Here is a 23716-nt window from a genome sequence, read left to right on the forward strand (position 1 = left end):
GCAGATGGGCTGGCAAGGTCTCGGCTTTGTTGTAAAGTTTCTAAAAGACGGAGGATGACAGGTGCAATTGGGCAATCGTGAACGAGAAAACCTTCCTGCGGAGCCGCGGCTCTTCGGGCAGCCGGCCCATTCACGTTCTGCTCTCGTCCTGCCGATCTCGGCCGCTCGCTGGCTGCTCGTCCTCGTTCTGCTGGCGGGGGTCTATTTCTTCCACGGCTTCGTGGTGCCGGTGCTCGCCGCCGTCGTCATCGGGTTTGCCAGCTGGCCGATTTACAGACGGCTGCTTGACGCGGTGAGCGGCAACCGCACGCTGGCAGCTACGATCGCCATCATCTCCGTGATCGCTTTCATCGTCGTGCCGATCTCGCTGGCCGCGGCCTATGCGGTCGACGAAGTGCGCGACTGGCTGGTCTGGGCGGTCGAGACCAATGCCAATGGTGCATCGGTGCCCGCCTGGCTGACGACGATCCCGATTGCGGGCGCCTGGCTCGGCGAGCAATGGGTCAAATATATCGGCCATCCGGGGGCGCTCGGCGAGCTAGTGCAGCTCGTCAGCGGCTCCAATATCGGCAATATCTATCGCGGCGTGCTGGTGGTCGGCGCATCCGCCTTCCAGTCCTTCCTGACGCTGCTCTTCATGCTGATCACGCTGTTCTTCGTCTATCGCGACGGCCAGTCCTTCTCGAAGCAGCTCGACCATCTCGGCGAGCGGATCTTCCCGATGCGCTGGGAACGTCTGTCCCGCGTCGTGCCGCTGACCATCAGCTCGACGGTGACCGGCATGGGCATCATCGCCATCGGCGAAGGCATCGTTCTCGGCGTGGCCTACTGGCTGGCCGGCGTGCCGTCACCGGTGACCCTCGGCATTATCACCGGTATCATGGCGCTGGTACCCGGCGGCGCACCGCTCTGCTTTACCCTGGTGTCGATCTATCTGGTTGCAAGCGGCTCGCCGGTGCAGGGCGTCGCACTCTTCGCCTGGGGCACGACCGAGCTTTTCATTGTTGACAAGACGCTGAGGCCCAAGCTCGTCGGCGGACCGATCAAGCTGCCTTTCCTGCCGACCTTCTTCGGCCTGATCGGTGGTGTGAAGACGATGGGCTTCCTCGGCCTGTTCGTAGGACCGGTGCTGATGGCGCTGCTCGTCGCCATCTGGCGGGAATGGCTGCACGAGGTGACCGCGCAGCCCGAGCAGCCGACCGTCAATCACATCTCGCGGGCAGACATATCCGTAAAGTGATCCTTTAAAACGAATTGCCCATTTGCTTAGCGCTATAGCCTGTACGGCGCCGGCTCGTTCTTTCGAGCCGATTTCCTACATGGGCAGTTCGGAAATTCTTCCCACCCGCCTGTTCATCGCCAACTCGGTGGCCAAGCCGTTACGTCGTTCGATCTGCATGTGGTGCTCTCCCTGCAGACACAAGCAGCGATTCAATGCGGGCGAAGTCGAATAAGTACTAGCTGTCGGCGCCGACGCTCCGAAGCCTGCCAGGAATACTTATAAGATTTTTATGTCTTCGCTTTCCCTTACCAATCGAAAACATATGCCGACGTCGATACGTTCAATTGCCCAGTGGGCTTCCGCGGACGCCAGAGCTCTTGTCCGCAATTTTGGCGACTGCTTTGGCAGGCCCGAAGGACCGATGGGCAGGTGAAAGGAAGGAGCGGCAGGAATGGGTCCTCGTCTCGACATGCAGAAAAAACATCGCAGCGGCTTGCACGGCCAAGAACGTCAACACGTTAGTGTGCGGGTCGCGTCCTCCTCTGATGAGTTGGCGATGTTTCTGCGGCTCACGGCGGTGGTCGGCGGAGCTGTCGCAGCCGTCGCCCTTGTGTTGGCGATGGCAAACTGAGGTGGACTACGACAGAAGCCGGCGGGTATCGAACCTGCAGTGGCAGAAGAACGAAAGGGCCGCGCTCTTGATGGATTCGCTGGCGAGGGCGGCGGCGAGCTTCATTCCGGTTGCAATGGTTATGTTCGCCTTCATGGGAACGATGCTGCTGCTTGCAACCGTCGTCCGCTAGGTCCGGGCGGCGAGCTGCGGGATTGGCTGCAAGCTTGCCTGAACCAGACCCCTCCGTCTTACGCTCTGCGTCACCTCTTGATGGGCCAGGAGTCCCGGCCTGCTCGGTACACCGTCCCCGAAATGAGCAATCAGGGCGGGGAAGGTTCTGGCGGCGCGCCTGCTGTTCCGTTTGCCGTGTAAAGCGCCGAGCGGGGGATGCAGCCGGTGCGCAGCGGGCAAACCCACGCAAAGAGCCAGTCTATCTATATAAGTTTTTTATTTCTTTGCTCTTCTGCCTCTCTCGAACATTTATGCGGTTGGCGCGATGATGCGTTTCAGTCGCTACAAGAAATAGGAGTGATGCGAATGGATTTCGTCGTCCTGTCGATAGGGGTTTTGTTCTTCGCGTTGTCTTTTGCCTACGCCAACGCCTGCGATAAACTTTAGAAGTGTGAACACAACATGTTCTTCGACTACATTCTTGGTGGCGCCGTAACGGTGTTTCTTTTCACCTACTTGATCTACGCGCTCCTTCGTCCCGAGCGGTTTTGATCGCACAACACCCGGAAAGCCACGTCCATGACTCTCAACGGATGGATACAGATTCTCCTCTTCTGCGGAATCGTCATTTTGCTCGTGAAACCGCTTGGCGGTTACATGACGCGCGTCTTCAACGGCGAGCGGACCGTTCTTTCGCTTATCTTAGGGCCGATCGAACGCGGGCTCTTTCGGATTGCCGGGACCAACGAACGGGAGGAGCAGCACTGGACGGCCTATGCCGCTGCGCTGTTGTTCTTCAACCTCGCCGGCTTCCTGCTCCTCTATTTCCTCCAGCGCCTTCAGGGTGCATTGCCATTCAATCCGGCCGGCATGAGCGCCGTGCCGCCGGAACTCGCCTTCAACACAGCGGCGAGCTTCATGACCAACACCAATTGGCAAAACTACGGCGGCGAAAGCACGATGTCCTATCTCGTGCAGATGGCTGGCCTGACGGTGCAGAATTTCGTCTCGGCCGCAACCGGCATGGCCATCGCGGTCGCCTTGATCCGCGGCTTCGCCAGGGCATCGGTAAAATCGGTTGGCAATTTCTGGGTCGATATGACCCGAAGCACGCTTTACGTGCTGCTGCCGATCTGCGTCGTGCTGACGCTCGTCTACGTCTATCTCGGCATGCCGCAGACCCTCGGTGCCTACGTCCACGCCACGACGCTTGAAGGCGCGCAGCAGACGATAGCTGTCGGGCCCGTCGCCTCGCAGATCGCTATCAAGATGCTGGGCACCAATGGTGGCGGGTTCTTCAACGCCAATGCGGCGCATCCCTTTGAGAATCCGGACGCGATCTCGAACTTGATCCAGATGGTGTCGATCTTCGCGATCGGCGCGGCCATGACCAACGTCTTCGGCCGCATGGTCGGCAACCAGCGGCAGGGCTGGGCCATCCTTGCGACCATGGTCCTTCTGTTCCTCGCGGGCGTGGTCGTCTGCTATTGGGCGGAAGCTGCGGGCAACCCGCTCGTCCATGCGCTTGGCCTTGAAGGTGGCAACATGGAAGGCAAGGAGGTCCGCTTCGGAATTTCCATGTCGGCGCTTTTTGCCGTCGTCACGACGGCCGCCTCCTGCGGCGCGGTCAACGCCATGCATGGCAGCTTCACGGCACTCGGCGGCCTCATTCCGCTCATCAATATGGAACTGGGCGAGATCATCGTCGGCGGCGTCGGCGCCGGCTTCTACGGCATCCTGCTGTTCGTCGTCCTTGCAATCTTCGTCGCCGGGCTGATGGTCGGGCGTACGCCGGAATATCTCGGCAAGAAAATCGAGGCGAAGGAAGTCAAGATGGCCGTCCTCGGCGTTCTCTGCCTGCCGGCAGCGATGCTGATCTTTACCGCGATTGCCGCGGTCCTGCCTACGGGCGTCGCCTCGATCGGAAATCCGGGCCCGCACGGCTTCTCGGAGATCCTCTACGCCTATACGTCGGGTGCGGCGAACAACGGCTCTGCCTTCGGCGGTTTGACCGGGAATACGCCCTGGTACAACATCACCATCGGTCTTGCGATGCTGATCGGACGCTTCCTGATCATCATCCCGGCGCTCGCGATCGCCGGCTCGCTCGTAACCAAGAAGACCGTGCCCGCCTCCGCCGGCACGTTCCCCACCGACGGCGCACTGTTTGTCGGCCTCCTGGGCGGCGTCATCCTGATCGTTGGCGGGTTGACCTTCTTCCCGGCCCTCGCCGTCGGCCCGATCGTCGAGCATCTCGCAATGCTTCTCGGACAGACCTTTTGAAGGTGATGTCATGGAACAACGGTTCCACCACTCACGCAAACACTTCGATCCCCGCGCCAGCCAGATTGCGCGGAGATCGGTCGAGCCTCCGCGCATATCGAGCATCCTTCTCCTGATGATGGGCGTCATGGTGCTGATCGTGCTCCTCGTCGAGGCGCTCATTCCGTTGTTCGCTGCGACCTGACAGACGCTGTAACACTTTGAATTATCGCACGTTTCCTTGAATCGGTGCGACCCAACAAGACATGCAGTAGAACTTCAAGCTGGAGTCTCCTATGAGCCAGTCCAAATCCGCGAGCATCATGGACGCTCGCATCCTCGTGCCCGCCATTGGCGACGCATTCCGCAAGCTCAATCCCAGGGGTCTTGCCAAAAACCCGGTGATATTTGTTGTTGCCGTGGTCTCCGCACTCACGACGATCCTTCTGTTCAGGGATCTCGCGACCGGCGGCGACAATATCGGTTTCTCGTTCCAGATCGTTCTCTGGCTCTGGTTCACCGTGCTTTTCGCCAATTTCGCAGAAGCTGTTGCCGAGGGCCGCGGCAAGGCCCAAGCCGAGTCTCTGAGGCGCACGCGCACGGAAACACAGGCCAAGCTGCTGACGGGCGGCGATCGCATGAACTACAAACTCGTGCCTGGCACCAGTTTGAAAGTCGGCGACCTCGTCCTCGTCGAGGCCGGCGACATCATCCCGTCCGACGGCGAGGTGATCGAAGGCGTGGCCTCGGTCAACGAGGCAGCGATCACCGGTGAATCCGCCCCCGTCATCCGTGAGTCCGGCGGCGACCGGTCGGCGGTCACCGGCGGCACCCAGGTCCTTTCGGACTGGATCCGCGTGCGGATTACGGCTGCGGCGGGCTCGACCTTTATCGACCGCATGATCTCCCTCGTCGAAGGTGCGGAACGCCAGAAGACGCCGAACGAGATCGCCCTCAACATCCTGCTTGCCGGAATGACGTTGATCTTCCTGCTTGCGACGGTGACCATTCCGAGCTTCGCCACCTATGCCGGCGGCTATATCCCGGTTCTGGTGCTTGTGGCACTCTTCGTCACGCTGATCCCGACAACGATCGGTGCATTGCTTTCAGCGATCGGCATTGCGGGCATGGACCGCCTCGTGCGCTTCAACGTGCTTGCCATGTCGGGCCGTGCGGTCGAGGCGGCGGGCGATGTCGACACGCTGCTGCTCGACAAGACCGGCACGATCACGCTCGGCAATCGTCAGGCGACCGAGTTCAAGCCGGTCACAGGTGTCACGGCCGAGGAACTTGCCAATGCCGCTCAGCTCGCCTCACTTGCCGACGAGACGCCGGAAGGCCGCTCCATCGTGGTGCTTGCCAAGGAGAGATATGGCATCCGCGCCCGCGAGATGGGCAGCCTGCATGCCAGCTTCGTGCCCTTCACCGCGCAGAGCCGGATGAGCGGCGTTGACTTCGATGGTTCCACCATCCGCAAGGGCGCTGTCGATGCGGTTCTTCAGCACGTCGAGCACGCCGTCGCGGCGGCCGCGAACGGGACGGGCGGTGTCGTGGCGCTACGTGAACCGCAAGCGATTCGCGAAATCCAGGCAATCGCGGATGAAATCGCCAAATCCGGCGGCACACCGCTCGCCGTCGTCAAGAACGGCCGGTTGCTGGGCGTCGTTCACCTGAAAGACATCGTCAAGGGCGGCATCCGCGAACGCTTTGCCGAATTGCGCCGCATGGGCATTCGGACCGTCATGATCACCGGCGATAATCCGATGACCGCCGCCGCGATCGCTGCGGAAGCCGGCGTCGACGATTTCCTTGCGCAAGCCACGCCCGAAAACAAGCTCAGCCTCATCCGCGAGGAACAGGCCAAGGGCAAGCTGGTGGCGATGTGCGGTGACGGCACCAACGACGCACCCGCTCTCGCCCAGGCCGACGTCGGCGTCGCGATGAACACCGGCACGGTCGCGGCGCGCGAAGCCGGCAACATGGTCGATCTCGATTCCGATCCGACCAAGCTCATCGAGATCGTCGAGATCGGCAAGCAGCTGCTGATGACGCGCGGCGCCTTGACCACCTTCTCGATCGCCAATGACGTGGCGAAGTACTTCGCGATCATCCCGGCAATGTTCCTGGCTTTCTACCCGCAGCTCGGCGCGCTCAACATCATGGGGCTCGCCACGCCGCAAAGCGCAATCCTGTCGGCGATCATCTTCAATGCGATGATCATCGTCGCGTTGATCCCACTCTCGCTGAAGGGCGTGAAATACAGGGCTGTCGGCGCCGGCGCGCTGCTGTCGCGAAACCTGCTGGTTTACGGCCTCGGCGGCATCATCGTGCCCTTTGTCGGCATCAAGGCGATCGACGTCGTCATCACCGCGCTCGGCCTCGTATAAGGATTATCTCCATGTTGAAACAACTCAGACCCGCGTTCGTCATGATCATCGCACTGACCGTCATAACCGGGCTGGTCTATCCACTCGGAATGACCGGGATCGCTCAGGCCCTTTTCCCGCATCAGGCCAATGGCAGCCTGATCGAGAAGGACGGCAAGGTGATCGGCTCCCAACTGATCGGCCAGGCCTTCAGTGGTGAAGGCTACTTCCATGGCCGTCCTTCTGCCGCCGGTGACGGTTACAACGCTGCCGGATCCAGCGGCTCCAACCTAGGGCCGACCAGCGCGAAGCTCATCGACCGCGTCAAGGCCGATACCGAGGTGCTCAAGGCGGAGAACCCCTCGGCCCCGGTGCCGATGGACATCGTCACCACTTCCGGCAGCGGCCTCGATCCGCATATTTCCCCGGAAGCCGCCTATTTCCAGGTGCCGCGCGTCGCCAGGGCCCGCGGCATGGACGAAGCAACGGTCAGGGCAATGGTCGATGGTCATATCGAAGCGCGCGAGCTCGGCTTCATGGGAGAGCCGCGGGTGAATGTGTTGGCCCTCAACCTTGCGCTCGATGGCGCAGGCGCGCAATAAGACGAAGGCGTCGAAGCCCGTTTGAACGACGGGCTTCGGTGTCGTCAGCGAGGAAAGATGAATGGTTGACGAGAGACACGGTAATGATGCCCGACCGTCGCCGGACGCTCTTCTTGAAAATGCCGAACGCGAAACGCGCGGCCGCCTGAAGATCTTCCTCGGTGCCGCGCCCGGCGTCGGCAAGACCTATGAAATGCTGGCCTCGGGCAGGGCGCGCAAGGCCGAGGGCGTGGATGTCGTCATCGGCGTCGTCGAGACCCATGGTCGAAAGGAGACCCAAGCGCTTGCCGAAGGGTTCGAGGTCGTCCCACGCAAGAGAGTCGACTACAAGGGCCACCTCCTCGATGAGATGGACATAGACGCCATCCTTGCGCGCCGCCCGGAATTGGTTCTCGTCGACGAGCTTGCCCACACGAATGTCGACGGCAGCCGCCATGCCAAGCGCTATCTCGACGTTGAGGAAATCCTCGCCCGGGGCGTCGACGTCTACACCACGCTGAATGTCCAGCATGTCGAAAGCCTCAACGACGTGGTCGCTCAGATTACGCGCATCCGGGTGCGCGAGACCGTGCCGGACTCGATCATCGATCGGGCCGACGACATCGAGATTATCGATCTCACTCCCGATGACCTGATCAAGCGCCTGCATGAGGGCAAGGTATACCTGCCGAACACAGCGAAACGGGCGATCCAGAACTACTTTTCACCCGGCAACCTGACGGCCCTGCGCGAACTCGCCTTGCGACGCACGGCGCAGCGTGTCGACGAACAGCTCGTCAGCCACATGCAGGCGCATGCCATACCAGGCCCGTGGGCGGCGGGAGATCGGGTGCTCGTCTGCATCGACGAGCGGCCGCGCGGAGCATCGCTTGTCCGCTACGCCAAGCGTCAGGCCGATCGATTGCGCGCACCCTGGGCGGCGCTTCACGTCGAGACATCACGCTCGGTCAGCCTCTCCGACGCCGACAAGGACCGGCTTGCGGAACATCTGCGGCTTGCCGAGCAACTGGGCGGAGAGGCAACAACCGTTCCCGGGCAGAACGTGGCGGGCGAAATCCTTCGCCACGCGGCGGCGAACAATTTTACGCAAGTGATCGTCGGCAAACCCAGCAAGTCCCGATGGCGCGAGCGCGTCGAAGGGTCGGTGTCCCATGACCTGATCCGGCATGCGGGCGACCTCAGCGTACACGTGGTTTCGGGCGCAACGGCGACGCCGGCCGAGCAGCGCGGCATCAAGACCGCGCCCCCTCCGACACAGGTCAAGCTCCGGCCCTATCTCTTGAGCACGGTCTATATCGCCGTCGCACTCGCCCTCGGCGCTCTGCTGGATCAGATTCTGGACGTCCAGAACATCGCGCTCGTCTTCCTGATGGCTGTGCTGACTTCGGCGCTAACCGCCGGACTGTGGCCGGCGCTCTATGCCTGCGTCGCGAGCGCTTTTGCTTTCAACTTCTTCTTTCTCGATCCGCGCTACACCCTGACGATCGAAGACCCGGAAAGCGTCCTGGCGCTCGTCTTCTTTCTCGTGGTCGCGGTGATCGCGAGCAATCTGACGGCGCGCGTGCAGCGGCAGGCGATCGCCGCGCGGCAGCGGGCAAGGACGACCGAAGACCTCTATCTCTTCTCGAAGAAGCTCGCGAGCACCGGCACATTGGATGACGTGCTGTGGGCTACGGCCTACCAGATCGCCTCCATGCTGAGGGTGCGTGTCGTCATTCTCCTACCAGAGGAAGATACGATCGAGGTCAAGGCGGGCTATCCACCGGACGACACGCTGGTCGATGCCGATATCGCCGCCGCCCGCTGGGCATGGGAACATGATCGGCCAGCGGGGCGGGGAGCCGACACGCTACCGGGCGCAAAACGCCTCTATCTTCCCCTGAAGACCGGCCGCACGGCGATCGGCGTGGTGGGACTCGACAATGACAAGCAGGGACCGCTGCTGACACCGGAGCAACAGCGGCTTTTCGATGCCCTGGCCGATCAGGCGGCGCTTGCCATCGAGCGCATCCAGCTTGTCGCCGACGTCGATCGGGCGAGACTGGCAGCGGAGGCGGACAGGCTTCGCTCGGCGCTGTTGACATCGATTTCCCATGATCTCAAGACACCGCTTGCGGCGATCATGGGAGCGGCGGACACCTTGCGTGATTATTCGGCCTCCATGCCGGAGGACGATCGCGTGGACCTTCTTTCGACCGTCGTCGATGAATCCGAGCGTCTCAACCGGTTCATCACCAACCTCCTCGACATGACCAGGATCGAATCGGGAGCGACGCAACCGAACGCTTCCTCGCATTACGTCGGCGACATCGTCGGCACCGCATTGCGCCGGGCGAACAAGATCCTGGCTTGCCACAGGACACTGATCGACATTCCGCCGGATCTACCGATGCTGAGGCTCGACCCCGTCCTGTTCGAGCAGGTGCTGTTCAACCTTCTCGACAATGCTGCCAAATATGCCGCGCCGAACTCGACGATCCAGATCCGCGGCTGGGCAGACGGCAGCGTCGTTCTGTTGCAGGTCATGGACGAGGGGCCGGGAATTCCGAGCGGCGACCTCGAGCGTGTGTTCGATTCCTTCTATCGCGTCGAAAAGCGCGATCATGTCCGGGCCGGCACTGGGCTCGGCCTTTCCATCTGCAGGGGATTTGTCGAGGCGATGGGCGGCACGATCTCCGCCGGAAACAGGACGGACCGATCGGGAGCGATCTTTACCATCAGGATGCCCATCCCGGCGGAAAACCCAAATCTGGAAAATCTGACATGACGATCTCTGCTGTGAAAATACTGGTCGTGGACGACGAACCGGCGATCCGGAAGCTGCTTCGCGTGGGCCTGACGACGGAAGGCTATCAGGTGATGGAAGCGATCAATGCCAAGGACGCGATCGCCCAGGTGGGTGCGGATCAGCCGGACCTGATCCTGCTCGATCTCGGTCTGCCCGACATGCCCGGCCACGACCTCCTTGCCAAATGGCGAAATGAAGACGCTCTGGATTTGCCGATCGTCATTCTCTCCAGCCGCACCGACGAGACCGGTATCGTCCGGGCGCTGGAGATCGGGGCTGACGACTATGTCGCCAAGCCGTTCGGCATGAAGGAACTCGCGGCGCGCATCCGGGTCGCGCTTCGGCACAGGTTGCAGCAGCAGGGAGAGCGGCCGGTCTTCAAAACCGGTGAACTTTCGGTCGATCTCGTCAAGCGCATCGTGAAGATCGGCGACAAGGAGATCAAGCTGTCGCCGAAGGAGTACGATATTCTGCGCGTACTCGTGCAGCATGCGGGCAAGGTCATCACGCACCAGTATCTGTTGAACCACGTTTGGGGCGGGTCGACTGACGTCCAGTATCTTCGCGTCTATGTCCGCCAGCTTCGCCAGAAGATCGAGCGCAGCCCGGACCAGCCCCAATACATCACGACCGAGACCGGCGTCGGCTATCGCCTGCGCGAGGTCGATTAAGTGCCACGGGACAGCATCGCTTCTGGACGGGTAAACAGCGAAACGGCATCATGAAAATCTCGGAAATCATCAGTCCGGAGAGTGTGAGACTTGATCTGACCTCTCCATCGAAGACGAGCCTTCTTCAGACGATTTCGGAAATCGCCGCAACGGCGCTTGGCATTGCAGCGTCGGAAATATTCCTTGCCTTGACCAACCGGGAAAAGCTCGGCTCGACCGGGATCGGTCAAGGCATCGCCATTCCGCACGCGCCCGTGCCGGCTGTGGGGAGTCCCTTCTTCCTGATCGTACGGCTGAAGCAACCGATTGATTTCGAAGCGGTCGACGATGCTCCGGTCGATATTGTTTGCCTGTTGCTGACGCCGGTTCCGGGAAGCCAACTAAACGTACTGGCCCACCTGGCCAGAAAGCTGCGGTCACCGGAAATCGTCGAGGCGGTCCGTTCCGCATCGACGCCCGAGGGAGTGTATTCGCTGCTGGCGGATGACGGCGAGCCCTAGATTTGAAGACGCAGGCAGCTCAAACCGTACCGCTGCGAGCCTCGTCGAGAAGCCTTGTGACCTCTTCGTCCGATGTCTGGTCGAAGTCGCTATAGTGGACGCCGACCGCCCGGAATGGCTCCGGGGTTTGCAGGCAGATGACGTCGTCAGCTTCCGATTTCAGTTGCTCGAGCGCGTCGCTCGCTGCGACCGGAATGGCAAGGATGATCTTGCCCGTTCCCGCTTTGCGCAACGCCTTCACAGCAACCTTGACAGTGCCGCCGGTTGCGACGCCGTCGTCCACGACGATCACCGTGCGCCCCTCGGTTGGCGTAGGAGCCTGGGCTCCCTGATAGACTTCGCGTCGCCGCTCGATTTCCGCGAGCTGGTGCCGGGTTTCGGCCTCGACGTAAGCAGCATTCGGATTGACGAGGCGCATTGCCTCCTCGTTGTATACGAGCTGCGGATCACTGCCGTCCACCACAGCGCCGATGCCATATTCGGGATGTCCCGGCGCGCGGATCTTGCGCACCAGAACCAGTTCGAGCGGTGCGTGCAAGGCCTTCGCTATTTCGGATGCCACGGGCACGCCGCCACGCGGCAATGCCAAGACCAGGGGGTCCGACCGGGCATATTTCGCCAGAACGCCTGCGAGCTGCCGTCCGGCGTCCTGTCGATCTGCAAATTTCTGTTGTGGAGATGTCATGGTCATATCCCTCTTTGAGTGTTGCCGAGATGGATCAAGAACCAATCTGTCGCATGCCGGATCACCTGATCCATCGTGCCGGGCTCCTCGAACAGGTGGCCCGCACCATCGATAATGATGAGCCGCTTCTCGCAGGCCAGCGCGTCGAAGGCGCGTTGGTTCATGTCGATCACCGGCCCGTCGAGACTTCCGACGAGAAGGAGGGTTGGGGCGCGAACGCCCGGTAGCATCTGGATGGCAAGGTCAGGGCGTCCGCCGCGTGATACCACGGCGGCTACATCCGGTTCGGCGTAAGCCGCCTGCAGCGCCGCGCCGGCACCTGTGCTCGCGCCGAAGTAGCCGACCGCCAAGTGCACGGTCTCGGGAGCTTCGGCGACCCAACGCTTGGCCGCCACGAGCCGTTCGGCAAGGAGATCGACGTCGAAGACGTTTCGGCGGTCCTGTTCCTCTTCGGGTCTCAGGAGATCGACGAGAAGTGTCGCCAATCCTGCTTCCCTCAGTGCGGCCGCAACCCGATTGTTGCGAGGGCTGAAGCGCCCGCTTCCACTGCCATGGGCAAAGATCACCAGGCCGCTCGCACCGGAAGGAACGCCGAGAAAGGCCTCGATACCCGCTCGGTCGATTCTTACGGACTGTACATCTTCAGGTGCCGAAAAGGCCATGTGCTTGCCCTCTCAGTCGCGGCGCAGGCGCCCGCGGTATCGTCGCAGGGAGCTTCGGCTTCGCCCCGATCCGACTTCCCACCAGAAACAAGTTCAGCGTGGTACTGGATGGAGCGTTCCGCCGACTTCATGTGATTCAATCCCCGCAAGCGCCGATTGTTCCCCGCTCCACAGAGCGATCGGCTGGAACCCTTTTCCCGAGCAGATGTTTGGTGGTGAGAGCAGAGCGCTGCGGCGCCCTGGATCCAATCGTTCGAACCAAGGCAAAGGTGCAAATCATGGACCCGAGAACCGAGATAAAGCTGCACACCGGCAACAGGATACCGGTCATGGGCGTCGGGACTTGGCAGTTGACGAGCGACACCGCGGACACGATCGCGACCGCCCTCAATCTCGGCTATCGAATGATCGACACCTCCGGAGACTACGGAACCCAGCCAGGCATCGCCGACGGAATCCGCAGGAGCGGCGTCGAGCGCGCGGGCTTCTATCTGGTAACGAAAGTGGAGGAGGTCGGGGACGCCTATCACGCGACGCGAAAAAATCTCGACGAACTGCAGCTGGACTATGCCGATCTCATGCTAATACACCGTCCGCCGCGAACGGGTGCGGGAGACGATCTTTGGCGAAGTCTTATCCGGGCGAAAGAGGATGGCCTTACGAAAGACATCGGCGTCAGCAATTACTCGATCGAGTTGATCGACACGTTGATAGATGCGACCGGCGAAGTCCCGACGGTCAATCAGATCGAGTGGAGTCCGTTCGGACACAGCAATGACATGCTGCGTTATGCGCGGGAAAAGCAGATCGTCATCCAGGCATACAGCCCCCTCACGCGTACGAAGCGGCTTCGGGATGCGACGCTTGCAAAGATTGCCGCCAAATACGGCAAATCGCCGGCGCAGGTGCTGATCCGATGGAACCTTGAGCGTGGCACGGTCCCCGTTCCCAAGGCCAATCAGCCGCAACATTTGGAAGAGAACATCGACGTGTTTGACTTCGATATCAATGGCGACGACCTGGAAGCCCTCGATGGCCTGAACGAACGGTACTCGTCGCTTGGGACCCTTCCATATGTTTGAGCATCAAGTTCCGGCTCCGCTGCGCCCCAAATTTCCACGATTCGTCGCCCAGGCATCTGGACCGAAACCCAGCCTCACACCGTGTTCCGCTTCATACCCATCGGATGCCGTGTGATTTTGCGCGCGCGACGAATCCTGATGTATTGGCGAAAGAGGAGGGGCCGGATCCCGGCGCTCGTTTTCAATCAGTCTTCTTCGCTCAGAGTGGCAAGGAAGGCCTGTAGCGCGTGGACTTCTCTGTCATTCAGCTTCAGTGGCTCAAGCTCCGAATGTCCGGCCGGCGCCGGAGGCGCCTTGTTGTAGTGACGAACGACTTCGTCAAGCGACCTGAATTGTCCGGCATGCATGTAAGGTGGCCTCAGCGCCACGTTGCGGAGCGACGGCGGTTTGTAGGCGCGCAACAACTCATCGCCCTCGCTGACCATAAAATTCAGTTCCGTGCAGTCGGATGGCGCAGCGTCGCTGTAGCGGCCGCGACAATTGAACGGATCATTCTTCACCTGCAAGGCTCCGAGCGCCCGGCCGGTGTCCTCGGGCAGTCCTTCGACGGCCGGAACGCCCGTATTGTGAAAGTGATTGTCTGTCAGCAGCGGCCCGTTGTGGCAATTGATGCAGTTTCCCTTTCCGATGAAGAGGGCCAATCCCGCGATCTCGGGTTCGCTCAGCTGATCATTGGGCGCCGTTCCCGCCTGAAGACTGCGGGCATAGCGGTCGAAGCGTGTTTCGCGCGGCTTAATGGTCCGCTCGAAGGCGGCGATGGCCTTGCCGATATTGGCAAACACACGGTTGATTGCCTCGCGCTCTCCCTCCGTCATCTTCGACCAGGCAGCCTTGGCTGCCGCATTGCCCTCCGGCGATGCGTGATCCGGCAGGCCTGTGAACTCGGGCAACGGGCCAAAAAGCCGCTCATAGTCGCGGCGGTAGTCAACCGCGAGCCGTCGTGCGAGAGCGGTTCGGTCGCTGCCGTGCTCGACGGCGCTTTCGAGCGGCCCGAGGGCCTGTGCCCACTGACTGTCCTTGCGCCCATCCCAGAACAGGAAGGGTGCATGGGCCGTGCCGCTGATCGGCATTGTCCGTCGGTTCGTCTGGCCGACGCCGTGACCGAGGGGCGTACCGTCCTGGAATTGCCGGTCGCGCAAGTGGCAGGTCGCGCAGGCGACCTTGGCGTTTGCGCTCAGACGCTTGTCGTTGAACAGCGCCTGGCCGAGCTCCGCCGCTCTGGGGTCGTTCGCGACCCGGTTGGACGGATCGGCGGGCAGGGCGGGCAGGGCATCGAGCAACAGTGAGGCAATCAGGCTTTTCTGCTCCTCGGACCAGTTCTGGTTGGCGAAAATCCGTTCCTTGTATGAAAAACCGGCCAGCACAACGAGCGCGATGATGCCGGCGGCGGCGTAGAAAATGCCGGACCGTTTCATGGGGCTCGCCTCAGAGTTTCAGATTGAAGGTGGTTTCGTCGCCGCCCGCGCCGCTTGTCGCGTGCACGGTTACGGTCCACCAGCCGGGCATGTTGAATTTGATGCCCTCGACGCGATAGCGGCCGCCACCCAGATCGGCGGTCACGCGCGGCGTGGTCGGCAGACCATGGCCGTGCTGCGGCATGCCGCCATCGATCGTCAATGCGGCTTTTTCCACCGGCCTTCCGTCGCGCGTCCTCAGGGTGACGATGAAAGCGTGCATAGCCCCGATCGAGACAGGGTTCATGTCTGTGTCGAGACGGGTTTGATAGAGGCCCGCGTCCGAGTAACGGGTGAGTGAGAGATCGAGGTTTTCGGGAAGTGGCGACCTCATTTTTGCTGCGGCGCCGAGGCCGACCATTGTGATCAGGGCGAGCGGTGCGGCCCATAGAAGTCTTGATTTCAGAATCTGACGCCTTGTCATGGCAGCTCCATTTCGAACAGGTTTGCGATGGCCTGCTTTACGGACTGCTCGGCGGAGAGAATTGAACGAAAGGGCTACTGCGCGATTTCTGCATCGGACGCAATTTTAGGTCTGACCCGGCGCGCGCCGTTGAAACGGGTCAGACCGGTATTTTTTGTTCCGCAGCGGTGATGTCGATCCGCAGTGATGTCGGCACAAGGCCGAGCATCCGGCGACAGGTGCGGATAAGATGCGCCTGATCGGAAAAATTCGCTGCGTGGGCCGCCTCGGTCCAGGTTGTCCCGCCGAAGCCGAGCTCCAAAGCCCTGTTGAGCCTTGTCCAGAGGATATAGGGGCGGAAGGCGATCCCCGTTTCGGCAACGAACAGATGCCTAAAACGCCCTTCGCTCAGCCCCGCGACGGCGGCAACATCGGCAAGACGCAAAGGCCCGTCGAGATGGTGCGAAATCCGGTCGATACTCTTCAGAATACGGGGATCCGCCCTGTGGCGAGCCGAAGCCGTGCCGGCCAATCGGTTGAGCAATGCCTGCGCATGAGAGGCGAGATCATCGTCACCGGCACCGGCTGCCCAGGCCGTTTTCAAACCAGCTGAAACGTCTGCCGCGAGGCCGTCCGGAATGCGCGCGATGGAGTCGTTGCTGTAACGCTCGAGCAAGGCCTGCCCGATCGGCGTTTCCGGCGCGAACAGAATATTGCCGACCTGACGGCCGGGGGCGCGAAATTCATGGGCAAGATCCGGGGCGATCAGCGCACCGCCATAGGAGATCCAGGGAGCATCTGTCCGCCCGCGAAATTGGATCGGGCCATCGAAGCCGATGCAGACCTGTATCGCATGATGCCTATGCAGTTGCGCCGGGGCGATGGCCTGTCCGATCCACAGGCTCCCGCCACCCCAGAAGATGACCCGTCCAATGCCGCTGACCTTCATCGCGATGTAGCTGTATCGCCCCCTCGCGATCCGGGCAAGGCTGCTACGACCACGCCTACTCAATCCTGTGACGTCTCAATCGTTGGAAAGCTCTTCGGCTGTGGCCGCGATAGGTGCGTTCCCCAAGGAATTATCGGCATATTTGAAGGCCAGTATGCTGATCACTGAGGCGACTACAGCTATTATCACAAGACGCATGCAGTTTTCCGGGCTCGTTGTCACGCCTACAGCCGCGCATCTCGTCGGACGCACAAAGGTCGCTGTAGCACTTTGAATCGCTGCGTGTCCCTGTCCTTAAATCGAGGTCGATTTAAGGACAGGGACACGCAGCAGCAACTCGCCAGGAGCCGTTGTTGTTCCCGCGCGGATAGTCGCTTCATTGAAGAGGAACGAAGTTGGTGGGAACTATTGCCGGCTTATTCGGCGGCATTTCTATCGCTGTTTGATCGACCGCCAGTATGCTCATCACGATAGAGATGAGGACGAGTATAAGAGCCAGAAACGCGATGCCTGCCTTATCCATCGCCCATCATGGTCGGGTGAATGCGAGCAAAGCGGGGCGGCCATCGTCGAAGACTCCACCGATGTCCGTTATGGTTAAATTTTGATTAAATCAATGCAAATTATCCCGCAGGCAGGGCAACTGGTGGCCGCGTGGAGCTGGCGCGCGTTAAGTGGGTAACGAACTCTGAAAGGCGCTGCCCCCTAGCTGAGCGCATATCGCAAATCTACGCCCGGGAAGGAATGGTGCCGCTTACGTGACTCGAACACGTGACCCCATCATTACGAATGATGTGCTCTACCGACTGAGCTAAAGCGGCCCTCAACGGTCTCGCGGAAAGCCGCGGAACGAAGTGTGAGGCGCTGATAAACGCAAAGCGGCAAGATTTCAAGCCATCAGTTTCGAGAAGTTGAAAATTCCTTGGACGGCTGGACATGGCGGTGGGCGCCAAGCCCGAGCCTTGCTCGCGCCGCGTCGTATTCCCGTTCCAGCCGGTTGACGAGTTGCGCCACCGTGCCGATCTCGCGGATGGCTCCGATGCCCTGGCCGCAGCCCCAGATGTCCTTCCAGGCCTTTGCCCCTTCGCCGGCGCTGCCGAAGTCCATCTTGGAGGGATCCGCCTCCGGCAGCCTGTCCGGATCCATGCCCGCCGCGCTGATCGAGGGCTTCAGGTAGTTGCCGTGAATGCCGGTGAAATAATTGGAATAGACGATGTCGGCGGCGCTGCTGTCGACGATCATCTGTTTGTAGGCGTCGCTGGCGCGCGCTTCTTCGGTGGCGATGAAGGGGGAGCCGATATAGGCCATGTCCGCGCCCATCGCCTCCGCCGCGAGGATGGCGCCGCCGGTGGCGATGGCGCCCGAAAGCAGAAGTGGCCCGTCGAACCACGCCCGGATCTCCTGGACAAGCGCGAACGGCGAAAGCGTTCCGGCGTGGCCGCCGGCCCCGGCCGCAACCGCGATTAGGCCGTCCGCGCCCTTGCGGATCGCCGAATTGGCGTGCCGATTGTTGATGACGTCGTGGAGCACGATGCCGCCGTAGGAATGGATGGCGGCATTCACTTCCGGGACGGCGCCAAGCGACGATATGACGATCGGCACCTTGTATTTGATGCAGAGCATCAGGTCCTGCTCGAGCCTGGCGTTCGACTTGTGGACGATCTGGTTGACCGCGAATGGCGCCGCAGGCCGGTCGGGATGCCTGGCATCGTGGTCGGCGAGCGTTTCGGTGATTTCCGCAAGCCACTCATCCAGTTGCGATTGCGGGCGCGCATTGAGGGCGGGAAAGGAGCCGATGACGCCCGCCTTGCACTGGGCGATCGTCAGCCGGGGATGCGAGACGATGAAGAGCGGCGCGCCGACCACCGGCAGTCTCGTTGTTCCGGAAAGGATTGGCGGCAAGGACATCAGTTTCTCCATCCCACACTGTTTTGACGTTTGCGTAAACGTCAAAACAGATAACAGCAACCAATGAACTTGCAAAGCGACACTTTCTACAGCGCCGTCCGTCTCAGACACAAAGGGGGCTGTAGCACTTTGGGTTTCTGCATGTGTCCTTAAATTGGAGTCGATTTAAGGACACATGCAGTCATCGATCGGCACCCACCTGGTTTTTCCCCGTAGAAGTCCCGGTGGTTTTGCACCCGGACTTGCGAATTCCGAAAGCAACGGTTACCCAATCGTTAATAAAACCAACGGCGTGGATCGGGAAGGGGACTGTTCTCTCCTGAAAGGATGGAAACACCCGCTCGGGCCGCGGCGCGCCGCTGCAGCGCCGCGCGTCTTGTCAGGCGCGCAAAGGTCGCTGTACTGCTTTGAATTGCTGCATGTTTCTTTAAATCAGCACGATCTGAGGAAACCTGCAGCAGGCTTCGTTGCACAGAAGGACTTGATGTGAGCGGACTCGAAACTGCGATCAGAAATGCACTGGAACGCTCCGACAGGACCAATGCGGAAATCCGTGCACGCATCTATCAGTCGGCCCGCCAGGCGCTGGAAAACGGACTGAAGAAGCAGCAAATCGAAGACCCCGATGTGATCGCGAAACAGCGTCACCGGCTCGAAGCGGTCATTCACGCGATCGAGACGGAAGAACGCGCGGCCTTGCGGGGGCGTTCCGCTGCGGTACCTGCAGCACCGGTCGTCGGCCAGGGCGGAGCGGGCGAGCGGGCGGCGCCAAGCCCGGCGGCTGCGGATCTTTCCGTTTCCCCCCGGCGCGAGCCGACTGCCGATGGACAAGGCCGCGCGGGAGAGGGCGGGAGCGACCTGGGTGCCCTGCGCGCCGATCGTGAGGACTCGTTGGCCTCGGGGCGGACAGTCCCCGCACCGCAATCCACAGCTGCGGGCGACAAGGCCGCGTCGGCTGCGCCCGACGTCGGCGCCGCGGAAAAGCGGCCGCGCAAGCGTCGGCGAGGCCGCCTGCTCTCCTTTGCCATGGTCGTGGCAACGCTCGCGGCGGCGGCCGGCGCCGCGGTGTGGTGGATCCAGACGAACGATTTGCTGAAATCCCCGGCCGATACCGGCGTCGCCAATCCGCCTGCCACCGTGGAATCGGAAGATTTCGATGGGGCGGCGGGACTTCAGAACCTCGCCGCGCAGGAGGGCTTCTCGGGCGAGTGGATCGAGGTATTCACGCCGGCGAAGGTCGCGGCGATCAAGCCGAGCGCGCGCTCCACCGTCGAGCCTTTGAACGACGCAGGCGGCGAGCGCGTGCGCGTGACCTCGGCAGTCGGCGGCAAGGAAGGCGATCTCGTCTTCGAAATTCCCGCCGATATACTGGCACAGCTCTCGGGCAAATCATCGACATTGGCGCTCACCGTCCAGGCGATGCCCGGCAAGACGGCGGAATTTTCCGTCGAATGCAACTTCTCTTCGCTCGGTGCCTGTGGCCGCCACCGATTCACCGTGCATGACGAACGGCTGGATATGCTTTTCAAGATCTCGTTCGATCGGAGTATCGCGCCAAGCGGTCCCGGCAGGCTCGTACTGAACAGCGACGTCAGCGGCGCGGGCAATAGCCTGGATATTTTCGCGATTCGCGTGCTGCCGGGGCAATAGAGCAGTTCCAGGAAAAGTGTGTAAACGGTTTTCCGTCCGGAATTGCGTAGTTTCAAAGAGTTAGATCATTTCACTGTTTCAATGAAACAATGAAATGATCTAACGCGCGTCCCGCGCTTCAGGTCATTTCAGGAACCCCGGCCCGGAGCCGACGATCTTGTCGTCGACCTCGCCGATGGCCGCCTTGTCCTTGCCGTCATAGTCCAGATGCTTGAGCAGGTGGCGGATCAGATTGATCCGGGCGCGGCGCTTGTCGTTACCGCGAATGACCGTCCAGGGGGCATGGTCGGTGTGCGTTTCCTTCAGCATCCGATCGCGCTTCGCGGTGTAGTCGTCCCACTTGTTCAGCGCGGCGATATCCATCGGCGACAGCTTCCAGATCTTCAAGGGATCATGCCGGCGATCATGGAAACGCTTCAACTGCATCTCCCGGCCGATATTGAGCCAGAACTTGAAGAGCTGGATGCCCTCGTGGACGATCATTTTCTCGAAGCGGGGAGCCTGCTTGAGAAAATGCTCATATTGCTCGGGTGTGCAGAACCCCATAACCGGTTCCACACCGGCGCGGTTGTACCAGGAGCGATCGAAGAGAACGAATTCCCCAGCCGTCGGAAAGGTCGCCACGTAACGCTGGAAATACCATTGGCCGTGCTCGGTCTCGGTCGGTTTGGTGAGCGCGACAATGCGGGCGGAACGAGGGTTCATGTAGGCCATTGTCGCGTGGATGGCGCCGCCCTTGCCGGCTGCGTCGCGGCCCTCGAAAAGCGCCATCACCCGCTTGCCGGTCGCCTGCATCCAGAACTGCACCTTGACGAGTTCGATCTGCAGTTTCGTCAACGTTTTTTCGTATTCGTCTTCTTCCAGCTTCTTCTTGTAGGGATAATCATCGGACGAGAAGGCGTCGTCATCGATCCATTTCGGCAATTCCGGGTTATCGACATCGAAGATGCGGGACTTGCCGCCGATCCGCAATTCGACCGCCCGGCTCTCCGGTTTGGCCCCGGCTGCCGCTGTTTCTGCTGCCATTTGCTTTGCCTCCCGCTGACGCTCGATTTCCACGAAGGAGGCCATAATTGCATTGCGGATTCAAGCATGTCGTGAAAATCATGTCATGAAGCAGCGCTATCTCTCTGCTTTCGCGGCATCGTGATCAGGGGGAACTGCAAATTGAGTCATGAGGATGTTGTGTTGGATGACGCAAAGGTGTTCTGGCGAACGCTGTTGCCGAAGCTGAAGGCGGAACGATGGGTTCTCGGCCTCTCGATCCTGATCGCCGTTCTCGCCACGCTCGCCGGTATTCACATCCTCGCCGTGCTGCCGTTCTGGATCGTGCTTGCCGCGGCCCTGCTCAATCGCAGCGTCCCGTCGGTGCAGCCGGCGCCGGTTAGCGTCGTTGTCTCCGAGCAGGGAAGCGACCCGCTGGTTCCGGCGTTTAACGCGCTCGATATGCCCGTGCTCGTCGTCGGCGCGGACGAGACAGTGCTGTTCCAGAACGTTGCTGCCGAAAAGGCCTTCGGCATGATTCCCCCGAACAGCGATCTTTCCGCCCGCGTCCGTTCCCCGGGCATCCTCGATATGGTTCGTGAGACAATCGCCACCGGCAAAATCAATCAGATCGAACACACGGAGAGATTGCCGTCGGATGCCGTCTATGTCGTGAGGGTGGCGCCTGCCGAGATTGGAACCGATGCTTCGAGCCGGCGTATCTTCCTGCTGACCTACCGCGACATCTCGCAGGCGCGCCGTATCGACCGGATGCGCTCCGATTTCGTCGCCAATGCCAGCCACGAACTGCGTACGCCGCTGGCCTCGCTTCGCGGCTTCATCGAGACGCTGCAGGGGCCGGCGCGCAACGACCCGAAGGCGCAGGAGAAATTTTTCGTCATCATGCACGAGCAGGTGACCCGCATGAGCCGACTCGTCGACGATCTCCTGTCGCTCTCCCGCCTCGAGCTGAAATCGCATCTTGCCCCGGAAGACATGGTCGATCTGGCGCCGCTGCTCGGGCACGTGCGCGACAGCCTGCTGCCGCTTGCGACCGAGCTCGACGTGGCGATATCGCTCGACGTTCCCGATGCACCGGTTTTGGTCCCGGGCGACCGCGATGAATTGATCGAGGTTTTCGAGAATCTGATCGAGAACGCCTGCAAATACGGGCAGGAGGGGAAGAAGGTCGAGGTGCGTCTCACAGGCGGCGAGAGCGAGCAGGCCGAGGTGACGGTCACCGACCACGGCCCGGGCATTCCGGCCGAGCACGTACCGAGAATTACCGAACGTTTCTACCGGGTTAACGTGGAGGCGAGCCGTTCGAAAAAGGGAACCGGCCTCGGGCTTGCCATCGTCAAGCATATTCTCACGCGCCACCGCGCCCGCCTCCTTGTCCATTCGGAGGTCGGCAAAGGTACGATTTTCACGGTCCGCTTCTGACACAAAACGTCGCCGCCGCCTCGTGAGATTCGGAATCACGCTGCTTCTTCAATGACATAGGCTGTCATAAATGTTTCACCGAACTGACATAAAAGGTGTGACCATCGGCGGCTAACTAGGGGCAGCCGATCACACGGCGAAGAGAGCGCTGGATCCTTAGCGCACCAACCACAAGCCCATTCCGGGAGAACATCAATGAAAGCTCTTAAACTCACTGTAGCGGCGCTGGTCGCATCCGCCGCCTTCGCGGGCGTCGCAGCAGCTCGCGACCAGATCCAGGTCGCCGGCTCCTCGACCGTTCTTCCCTACGCAAAGATCGTCGCCGAAAGCTTCGGCGAAGCCTTCCCGGACTTCAAGACTCCGGTCGTCGAATCCGGCGGCTCTGGCGCAGGCCTGAAGGAATTCTGCAAGGGCGTCGGCGAAGACACGATCGATATCGCCAACTCCTCGCGCAAGATCAAGGACAGCGAAGTCGAGGCCTGCAAGGCAGCCGGCGTAACCGAAATCCAGGAAGTCAAGATCGGCTATGACGGCATCGTCTTCGCAACCGATGCCGGCAACGCCGACCTCGCCCTGAAGCCGGAGCACCTCTACAAGGCTCTGGCCGCTGAAGTCGTCGTCGACGGCAAGCTCGTCGCCAACCCCTACAAGAAGTGGTCGGAAATCGACGCCTCGCTTCCGGAAGCCGAAATCGCCGCCTTCATCCCGGGCCAGAAGCACGGCACGCGCGAAGTCTTCGAAGAGAAGATCCTCACTGAAGGCTGCAAGGAATCGGGCGCGCAGGACGTCATCAAGGCTGCCGTCAGCGATGCCAAGGAACAAGTCGCCAAGTGCATCGCTGTGCGTAAGGACGGCATGGCTGTCGACATCGATGGCGACTACACCGAAACGCTCGCCCGCATCGCTTCCAACAAGGCCGGCATTGGCGTATTTGGCCTTTCGTTCTACGAAAACAATGCCGACAAGCTGAAGGTTGCGACCGTCAACGGCATCGTTCCTTCGACCGAAACGATCGCTTCGGGCGAATACCCGGTTTCCCGCCCGCTGTTCTTCTACGTCAAGAAAGCGCATCTGGGCGTCGTTCCGGGCCTCAAGGAATATGTCGAGTTCTTCATTGACGATCAGATGATCGGCCCTGACAGCCCGCTCGCTGAATACGGCCTGGTCACTGCTCCGGATGCCGAGCGTGAAGAAATCCGCAAGGCTTTCGAAGCTGGTAACCTGCTCTAATTAAAGACATGCCCGGGCGCGGCCTTGCGTTGCGCCCGGGTTTGCGTTCATTCGATTTGCCGGTGGCCGCG

General features: G+C 61.0%; 22 protein-coding genes and 1 tRNA gene. 15 read left to right on the forward strand and 8 right to left on the reverse strand.

The window, feature by feature from the left end; translation table 11 throughout:
• The first annotated feature begins 61 nt into the window (after positions 1 to 61).
• The 10 genes from FKV68_RS02840 (at position 62) to FKV68_RS02885 (ending at position 11195) form a co-directional block, all read left to right on the forward strand.
• On the forward strand, positions 62 to 1240 hold the full coding sequence (locus FKV68_RS02840) for an AI-2E family transporter (protein WP_180940035.1): 1179 nt from the start codon (positions 62 to 64) through the stop codon (positions 1238 to 1240).
• 614 nt (positions 1241 to 1854) lie between these two features.
• Positions 1855 to 2025, forward strand: coding sequence for a hypothetical protein (locus tag FKV68_RS02845; RefSeq protein ID WP_180940036.1), 171 nt, complete (start codon positions 1855 to 1857; stop codon positions 2023 to 2025).
• Between the two features lie 443 nt (positions 2026 to 2468).
• Positions 2469 to 2558: a K(+)-transporting ATPase subunit F gene (kdpF, locus tag FKV68_RS33710; RefSeq protein WP_180940037.1), complete on the forward strand. Its 90-nt coding sequence runs from the start codon at positions 2469 to 2471 to the stop codon at positions 2556 to 2558.
• Between the two features lie 27 nt (positions 2559 to 2585).
• On the forward strand, positions 2586 to 4289 hold the full coding sequence (gene kdpA, locus FKV68_RS02855; protein WP_180940038.1) for a potassium-transporting ATPase subunit KdpA: 1704 nt from the start codon (positions 2586 to 2588) through the stop codon (positions 4287 to 4289).
• Positions 4290 to 4299: 10 nt separating this feature from the next.
• Positions 4300 to 4473: a hypothetical protein gene (locus FKV68_RS02860; RefSeq protein ID WP_180940039.1), complete on the forward strand. Its 174-nt coding sequence runs from the start codon at positions 4300 to 4302 to the stop codon at positions 4471 to 4473.
• Positions 4474 to 4564: 91 nt separating this feature from the next.
• Complete coding sequence (gene kdpB / locus FKV68_RS02865) at positions 4565 to 6655, forward strand: potassium-transporting ATPase subunit KdpB (protein WP_180940040.1); 2091 nt, start codon at positions 4565 to 4567, stop codon at positions 6653 to 6655.
• Positions 6656 to 6666: 11 nt separating this feature from the next.
• A complete protein-coding gene (kdpC, locus tag FKV68_RS02870) occupies positions 6667 to 7236 on the forward strand; it encodes a potassium-transporting ATPase subunit KdpC (protein ID WP_180940041.1) in 570 nt (189 codons plus the stop codon).
• 61 nt (positions 7237 to 7297) lie between these two features.
• Complete coding sequence (locus FKV68_RS02875) at positions 7298 to 10003, forward strand: sensor histidine kinase (RefSeq protein WP_180940042.1); 2706 nt, start codon at positions 7298 to 7300, stop codon at positions 10001 to 10003.
• Entirely contained in the window at positions 10000 to 10695 is a 696-nt protein-coding gene (locus FKV68_RS02880; RefSeq protein ID WP_180940043.1) for a response regulator, read from the forward strand. The genes FKV68_RS02875 and FKV68_RS02880 overlap by 4 nt, the downstream gene beginning before the upstream one ends.
• Positions 10696 to 10745: 50 nt before the next feature.
• Positions 10746 to 11195 carry a PTS sugar transporter subunit IIA gene (locus tag FKV68_RS02885; RefSeq protein WP_180940044.1) on the forward strand — a complete coding sequence of 150 codons (450 nt, stop codon included), beginning with the start codon at positions 10746 to 10748 and terminating at the stop codon, positions 11193 to 11195.
• 19 nt (positions 11196 to 11214) lie between these two features.
• Here the strand turns inward: FKV68_RS02885 and FKV68_RS02890 are convergent, their stop codons facing one another.
• Positions 11215 to 11880: a phosphoribosyltransferase gene (locus tag FKV68_RS02890; RefSeq protein WP_180940045.1), complete on the reverse strand. Its 666-nt coding sequence runs from the start codon at positions 11878 to 11880 to the stop codon at positions 11215 to 11217.
• Positions 11881 to 11882: 2 nt separating this feature from the next.
• Positions 11883 to 12542: a dienelactone hydrolase family protein gene (locus tag FKV68_RS02895; protein ID WP_180940046.1), complete on the reverse strand. Its 660-nt coding sequence runs from the start codon at positions 12540 to 12542 to the stop codon at positions 11883 to 11885.
• A 278-nt stretch (positions 12543 to 12820) separates the two neighbouring features.
• Between FKV68_RS02895 and FKV68_RS02900 the strand changes: the two genes are divergently transcribed.
• Positions 12821 to 13624, forward strand: a complete 804-nt coding sequence (locus FKV68_RS02900; RefSeq protein WP_180940047.1) for an aldo/keto reductase — start codon at positions 12821 to 12823, stop codon at positions 13622 to 13624.
• A 185-nt stretch (positions 13625 to 13809) separates the two neighbouring features.
• Here FKV68_RS02900 and FKV68_RS02905 read toward each other — a convergent pair whose 3' ends face one another.
• The 5 genes from FKV68_RS02905 to FKV68_RS02925 all read right to left on the reverse strand — a co-directional run bounded on the left by FKV68_RS02905 (position 13810) and on the right by FKV68_RS02925 (position 18338).
• Positions 13810 to 15039 carry a cytochrome-c peroxidase gene (locus tag FKV68_RS02905; RefSeq protein ID WP_180940048.1) on the reverse strand — a complete coding sequence of 410 codons (1230 nt, stop codon included), beginning with the start codon at positions 15037 to 15039 and terminating at the stop codon, positions 13810 to 13812.
• A 10-nt stretch (positions 15040 to 15049) separates the two neighbouring features.
• The gene (locus FKV68_RS02910; protein WP_180940049.1) at positions 15050 to 15502 is read right to left on the reverse strand and encodes a FixH family protein; all 453 of its coding nucleotides are present in this window, start codon (positions 15500 to 15502) and stop codon (positions 15050 to 15052) included.
• Between the two features lie 139 nt (positions 15503 to 15641).
• Positions 15642 to 16493: a helix-turn-helix transcriptional regulator gene (locus tag FKV68_RS02915; RefSeq protein WP_180940050.1), complete on the reverse strand. Its 852-nt coding sequence runs from the start codon at positions 16491 to 16493 to the stop codon at positions 15642 to 15644.
• Positions 16494 to 17175: 682 nt separating this feature from the next.
• Positions 17176 to 17251: transfer RNA gene (locus FKV68_RS02920), tRNA-Thr, on the reverse strand.
• Positions 17252 to 17327: 76 nt separating this feature from the next.
• Positions 17328 to 18338: an NAD(P)H-dependent flavin oxidoreductase gene (locus FKV68_RS02925; protein ID WP_180940051.1), complete on the reverse strand. Its 1011-nt coding sequence runs from the start codon at positions 18336 to 18338 to the stop codon at positions 17328 to 17330.
• A gap of 175 nt (positions 18339 to 18513) precedes the next feature.
• Between FKV68_RS02925 and FKV68_RS02930 the strand changes: the two genes are divergently transcribed.
• Positions 18514 to 18828 (forward strand): hypothetical protein, encoded by a 315-nt coding sequence (locus FKV68_RS02930; RefSeq protein WP_180940052.1) that lies wholly within the window; start codon positions 18514 to 18516, stop codon positions 18826 to 18828.
• Positions 18825 to 19988 (forward strand): biotin transporter BioY, encoded by a 1164-nt coding sequence (locus FKV68_RS02935; protein WP_180940053.1) that lies wholly within the window; start codon positions 18825 to 18827, stop codon positions 19986 to 19988. Before FKV68_RS02930 ends, FKV68_RS02935 begins: the two co-directional genes overlap by 4 nt.
• 123 nt (positions 19989 to 20111) lie before the next feature.
• On the opposite strand, the gene ppk2 is transcribed toward FKV68_RS02935, so the two are convergent.
• Complete coding sequence (ppk2, locus tag FKV68_RS02940) at positions 20112 to 21014, reverse strand: polyphosphate kinase 2 (RefSeq protein ID WP_180940054.1); 903 nt, start codon at positions 21012 to 21014, stop codon at positions 20112 to 20114.
• Between the two features lie 141 nt (positions 21015 to 21155).
• On the opposite strand from ppk2, the gene phoR reads away from it, so the two are divergent.
• Both phoR and FKV68_RS02950 read left to right on the forward strand, forming a co-directional pair.
• On the forward strand, positions 21156 to 22415 hold the full coding sequence (gene phoR / locus FKV68_RS02945) for a phosphate regulon sensor histidine kinase PhoR (protein ID WP_180940055.1): 1260 nt from the start codon (positions 21156 to 21158) through the stop codon (positions 22413 to 22415).
• A gap of 195 nt (positions 22416 to 22610) precedes the next feature.
• Positions 22611 to 23645, forward strand: a complete 1035-nt coding sequence (locus FKV68_RS02950) for a substrate-binding domain-containing protein (protein WP_180940056.1) — start codon at positions 22611 to 22613, stop codon at positions 23643 to 23645.
• The last annotated feature ends 71 nt before the right edge of the window (positions 23646 to 23716 follow it).

The sequence above is a fragment of the Sinorhizobium mexicanum genome, assembly GCF_013488225.1.
Classification (GTDB): domain Bacteria; phylum Pseudomonadota; class Alphaproteobacteria; order Rhizobiales; family Rhizobiaceae; genus Sinorhizobium; species Sinorhizobium mexicanum.

Bases quoted from the DNA above. Each gene is read 5' to 3' on its own strand.
- FKV68_RS02890 (WP_180940045.1), bottom strand. From the start codon at position 11,880: ATGACATCTCCACAACAGAAATTTGCAGATCGACAGGACGCCGGACGG.
- kdpC (WP_180940041.1), top strand. From the start codon at position 6,667: ATGTTGAAACAACTCAGACCCGCGTTCGTCATGATCATCGCACTGACC.
- FKV68_RS02930 (WP_180940052.1), top strand. From the start codon at position 18,514: ATGCAGTCATCGATCGGCACCCACCTGGTTTTTCCCCGTAGAAGTCCC.
- ppk2 (WP_180940054.1), bottom strand. From the start codon at position 21,014: ATGGCAGCAGAAACAGCGGCAGCCGGGGCCAAACCGGAGAGCCGGGCG.
- FKV68_RS02860 (WP_180940039.1), top strand. From the start codon at position 4,300: ATGGAACAACGGTTCCACCACTCACGCAAACACTTCGATCCCCGCGCC.
- FKV68_RS02895 (WP_180940046.1), bottom strand. From the start codon at position 12,542: ATGGCCTTTTCGGCACCTGAAGATGTACAGTCCGTAAGAATCGACCGA.
- FKV68_RS02910 (WP_180940049.1), bottom strand. From the start codon at position 15,502: ATGACAAGGCGTCAGATTCTGAAATCAAGACTTCTATGGGCCGCACCG.
- kdpF (WP_180940037.1), top strand. From the start codon at position 2,469: ATGTTCTTCGACTACATTCTTGGTGGCGCCGTAACGGTGTTTCTTTTC.
- kdpB (WP_180940040.1), top strand. From the start codon at position 4,565: ATGAGCCAGTCCAAATCCGCGAGCATCATGGACGCTCGCATCCTCGTG.
- FKV68_RS02905 (WP_180940048.1), bottom strand. From the start codon at position 15,039: ATGAAACGGTCCGGCATTTTCTACGCCGCCGCCGGCATCATCGCGCTC.
- FKV68_RS02885 (WP_180940044.1), top strand. From the start codon at position 10,746: ATGAAAATCTCGGAAATCATCAGTCCGGAGAGTGTGAGACTTGATCTG.
- FKV68_RS02925 (WP_180940051.1), bottom strand. From the start codon at position 18,338: ATGTCCTTGCCGCCAATCCTTTCCGGAACAACGAGACTGCCGGTGGTC.
- FKV68_RS02880 (WP_180940043.1), top strand. From the start codon at position 10,000: ATGACGATCTCTGCTGTGAAAATACTGGTCGTGGACGACGAACCGGCG.
- kdpA (WP_180940038.1), top strand. From the start codon at position 2,586: ATGACTCTCAACGGATGGATACAGATTCTCCTCTTCTGCGGAATCGTC.
- FKV68_RS02900 (WP_180940047.1), top strand. From the start codon at position 12,821: ATGGACCCGAGAACCGAGATAAAGCTGCACACCGGCAACAGGATACCG.
- FKV68_RS02875 (WP_180940042.1), top strand. From the start codon at position 7,298: ATGGTTGACGAGAGACACGGTAATGATGCCCGACCGTCGCCGGACGCT.
- FKV68_RS02950 (WP_180940056.1), top strand. From the start codon at position 22,611: ATGAAAGCTCTTAAACTCACTGTAGCGGCGCTGGTCGCATCCGCCGCC.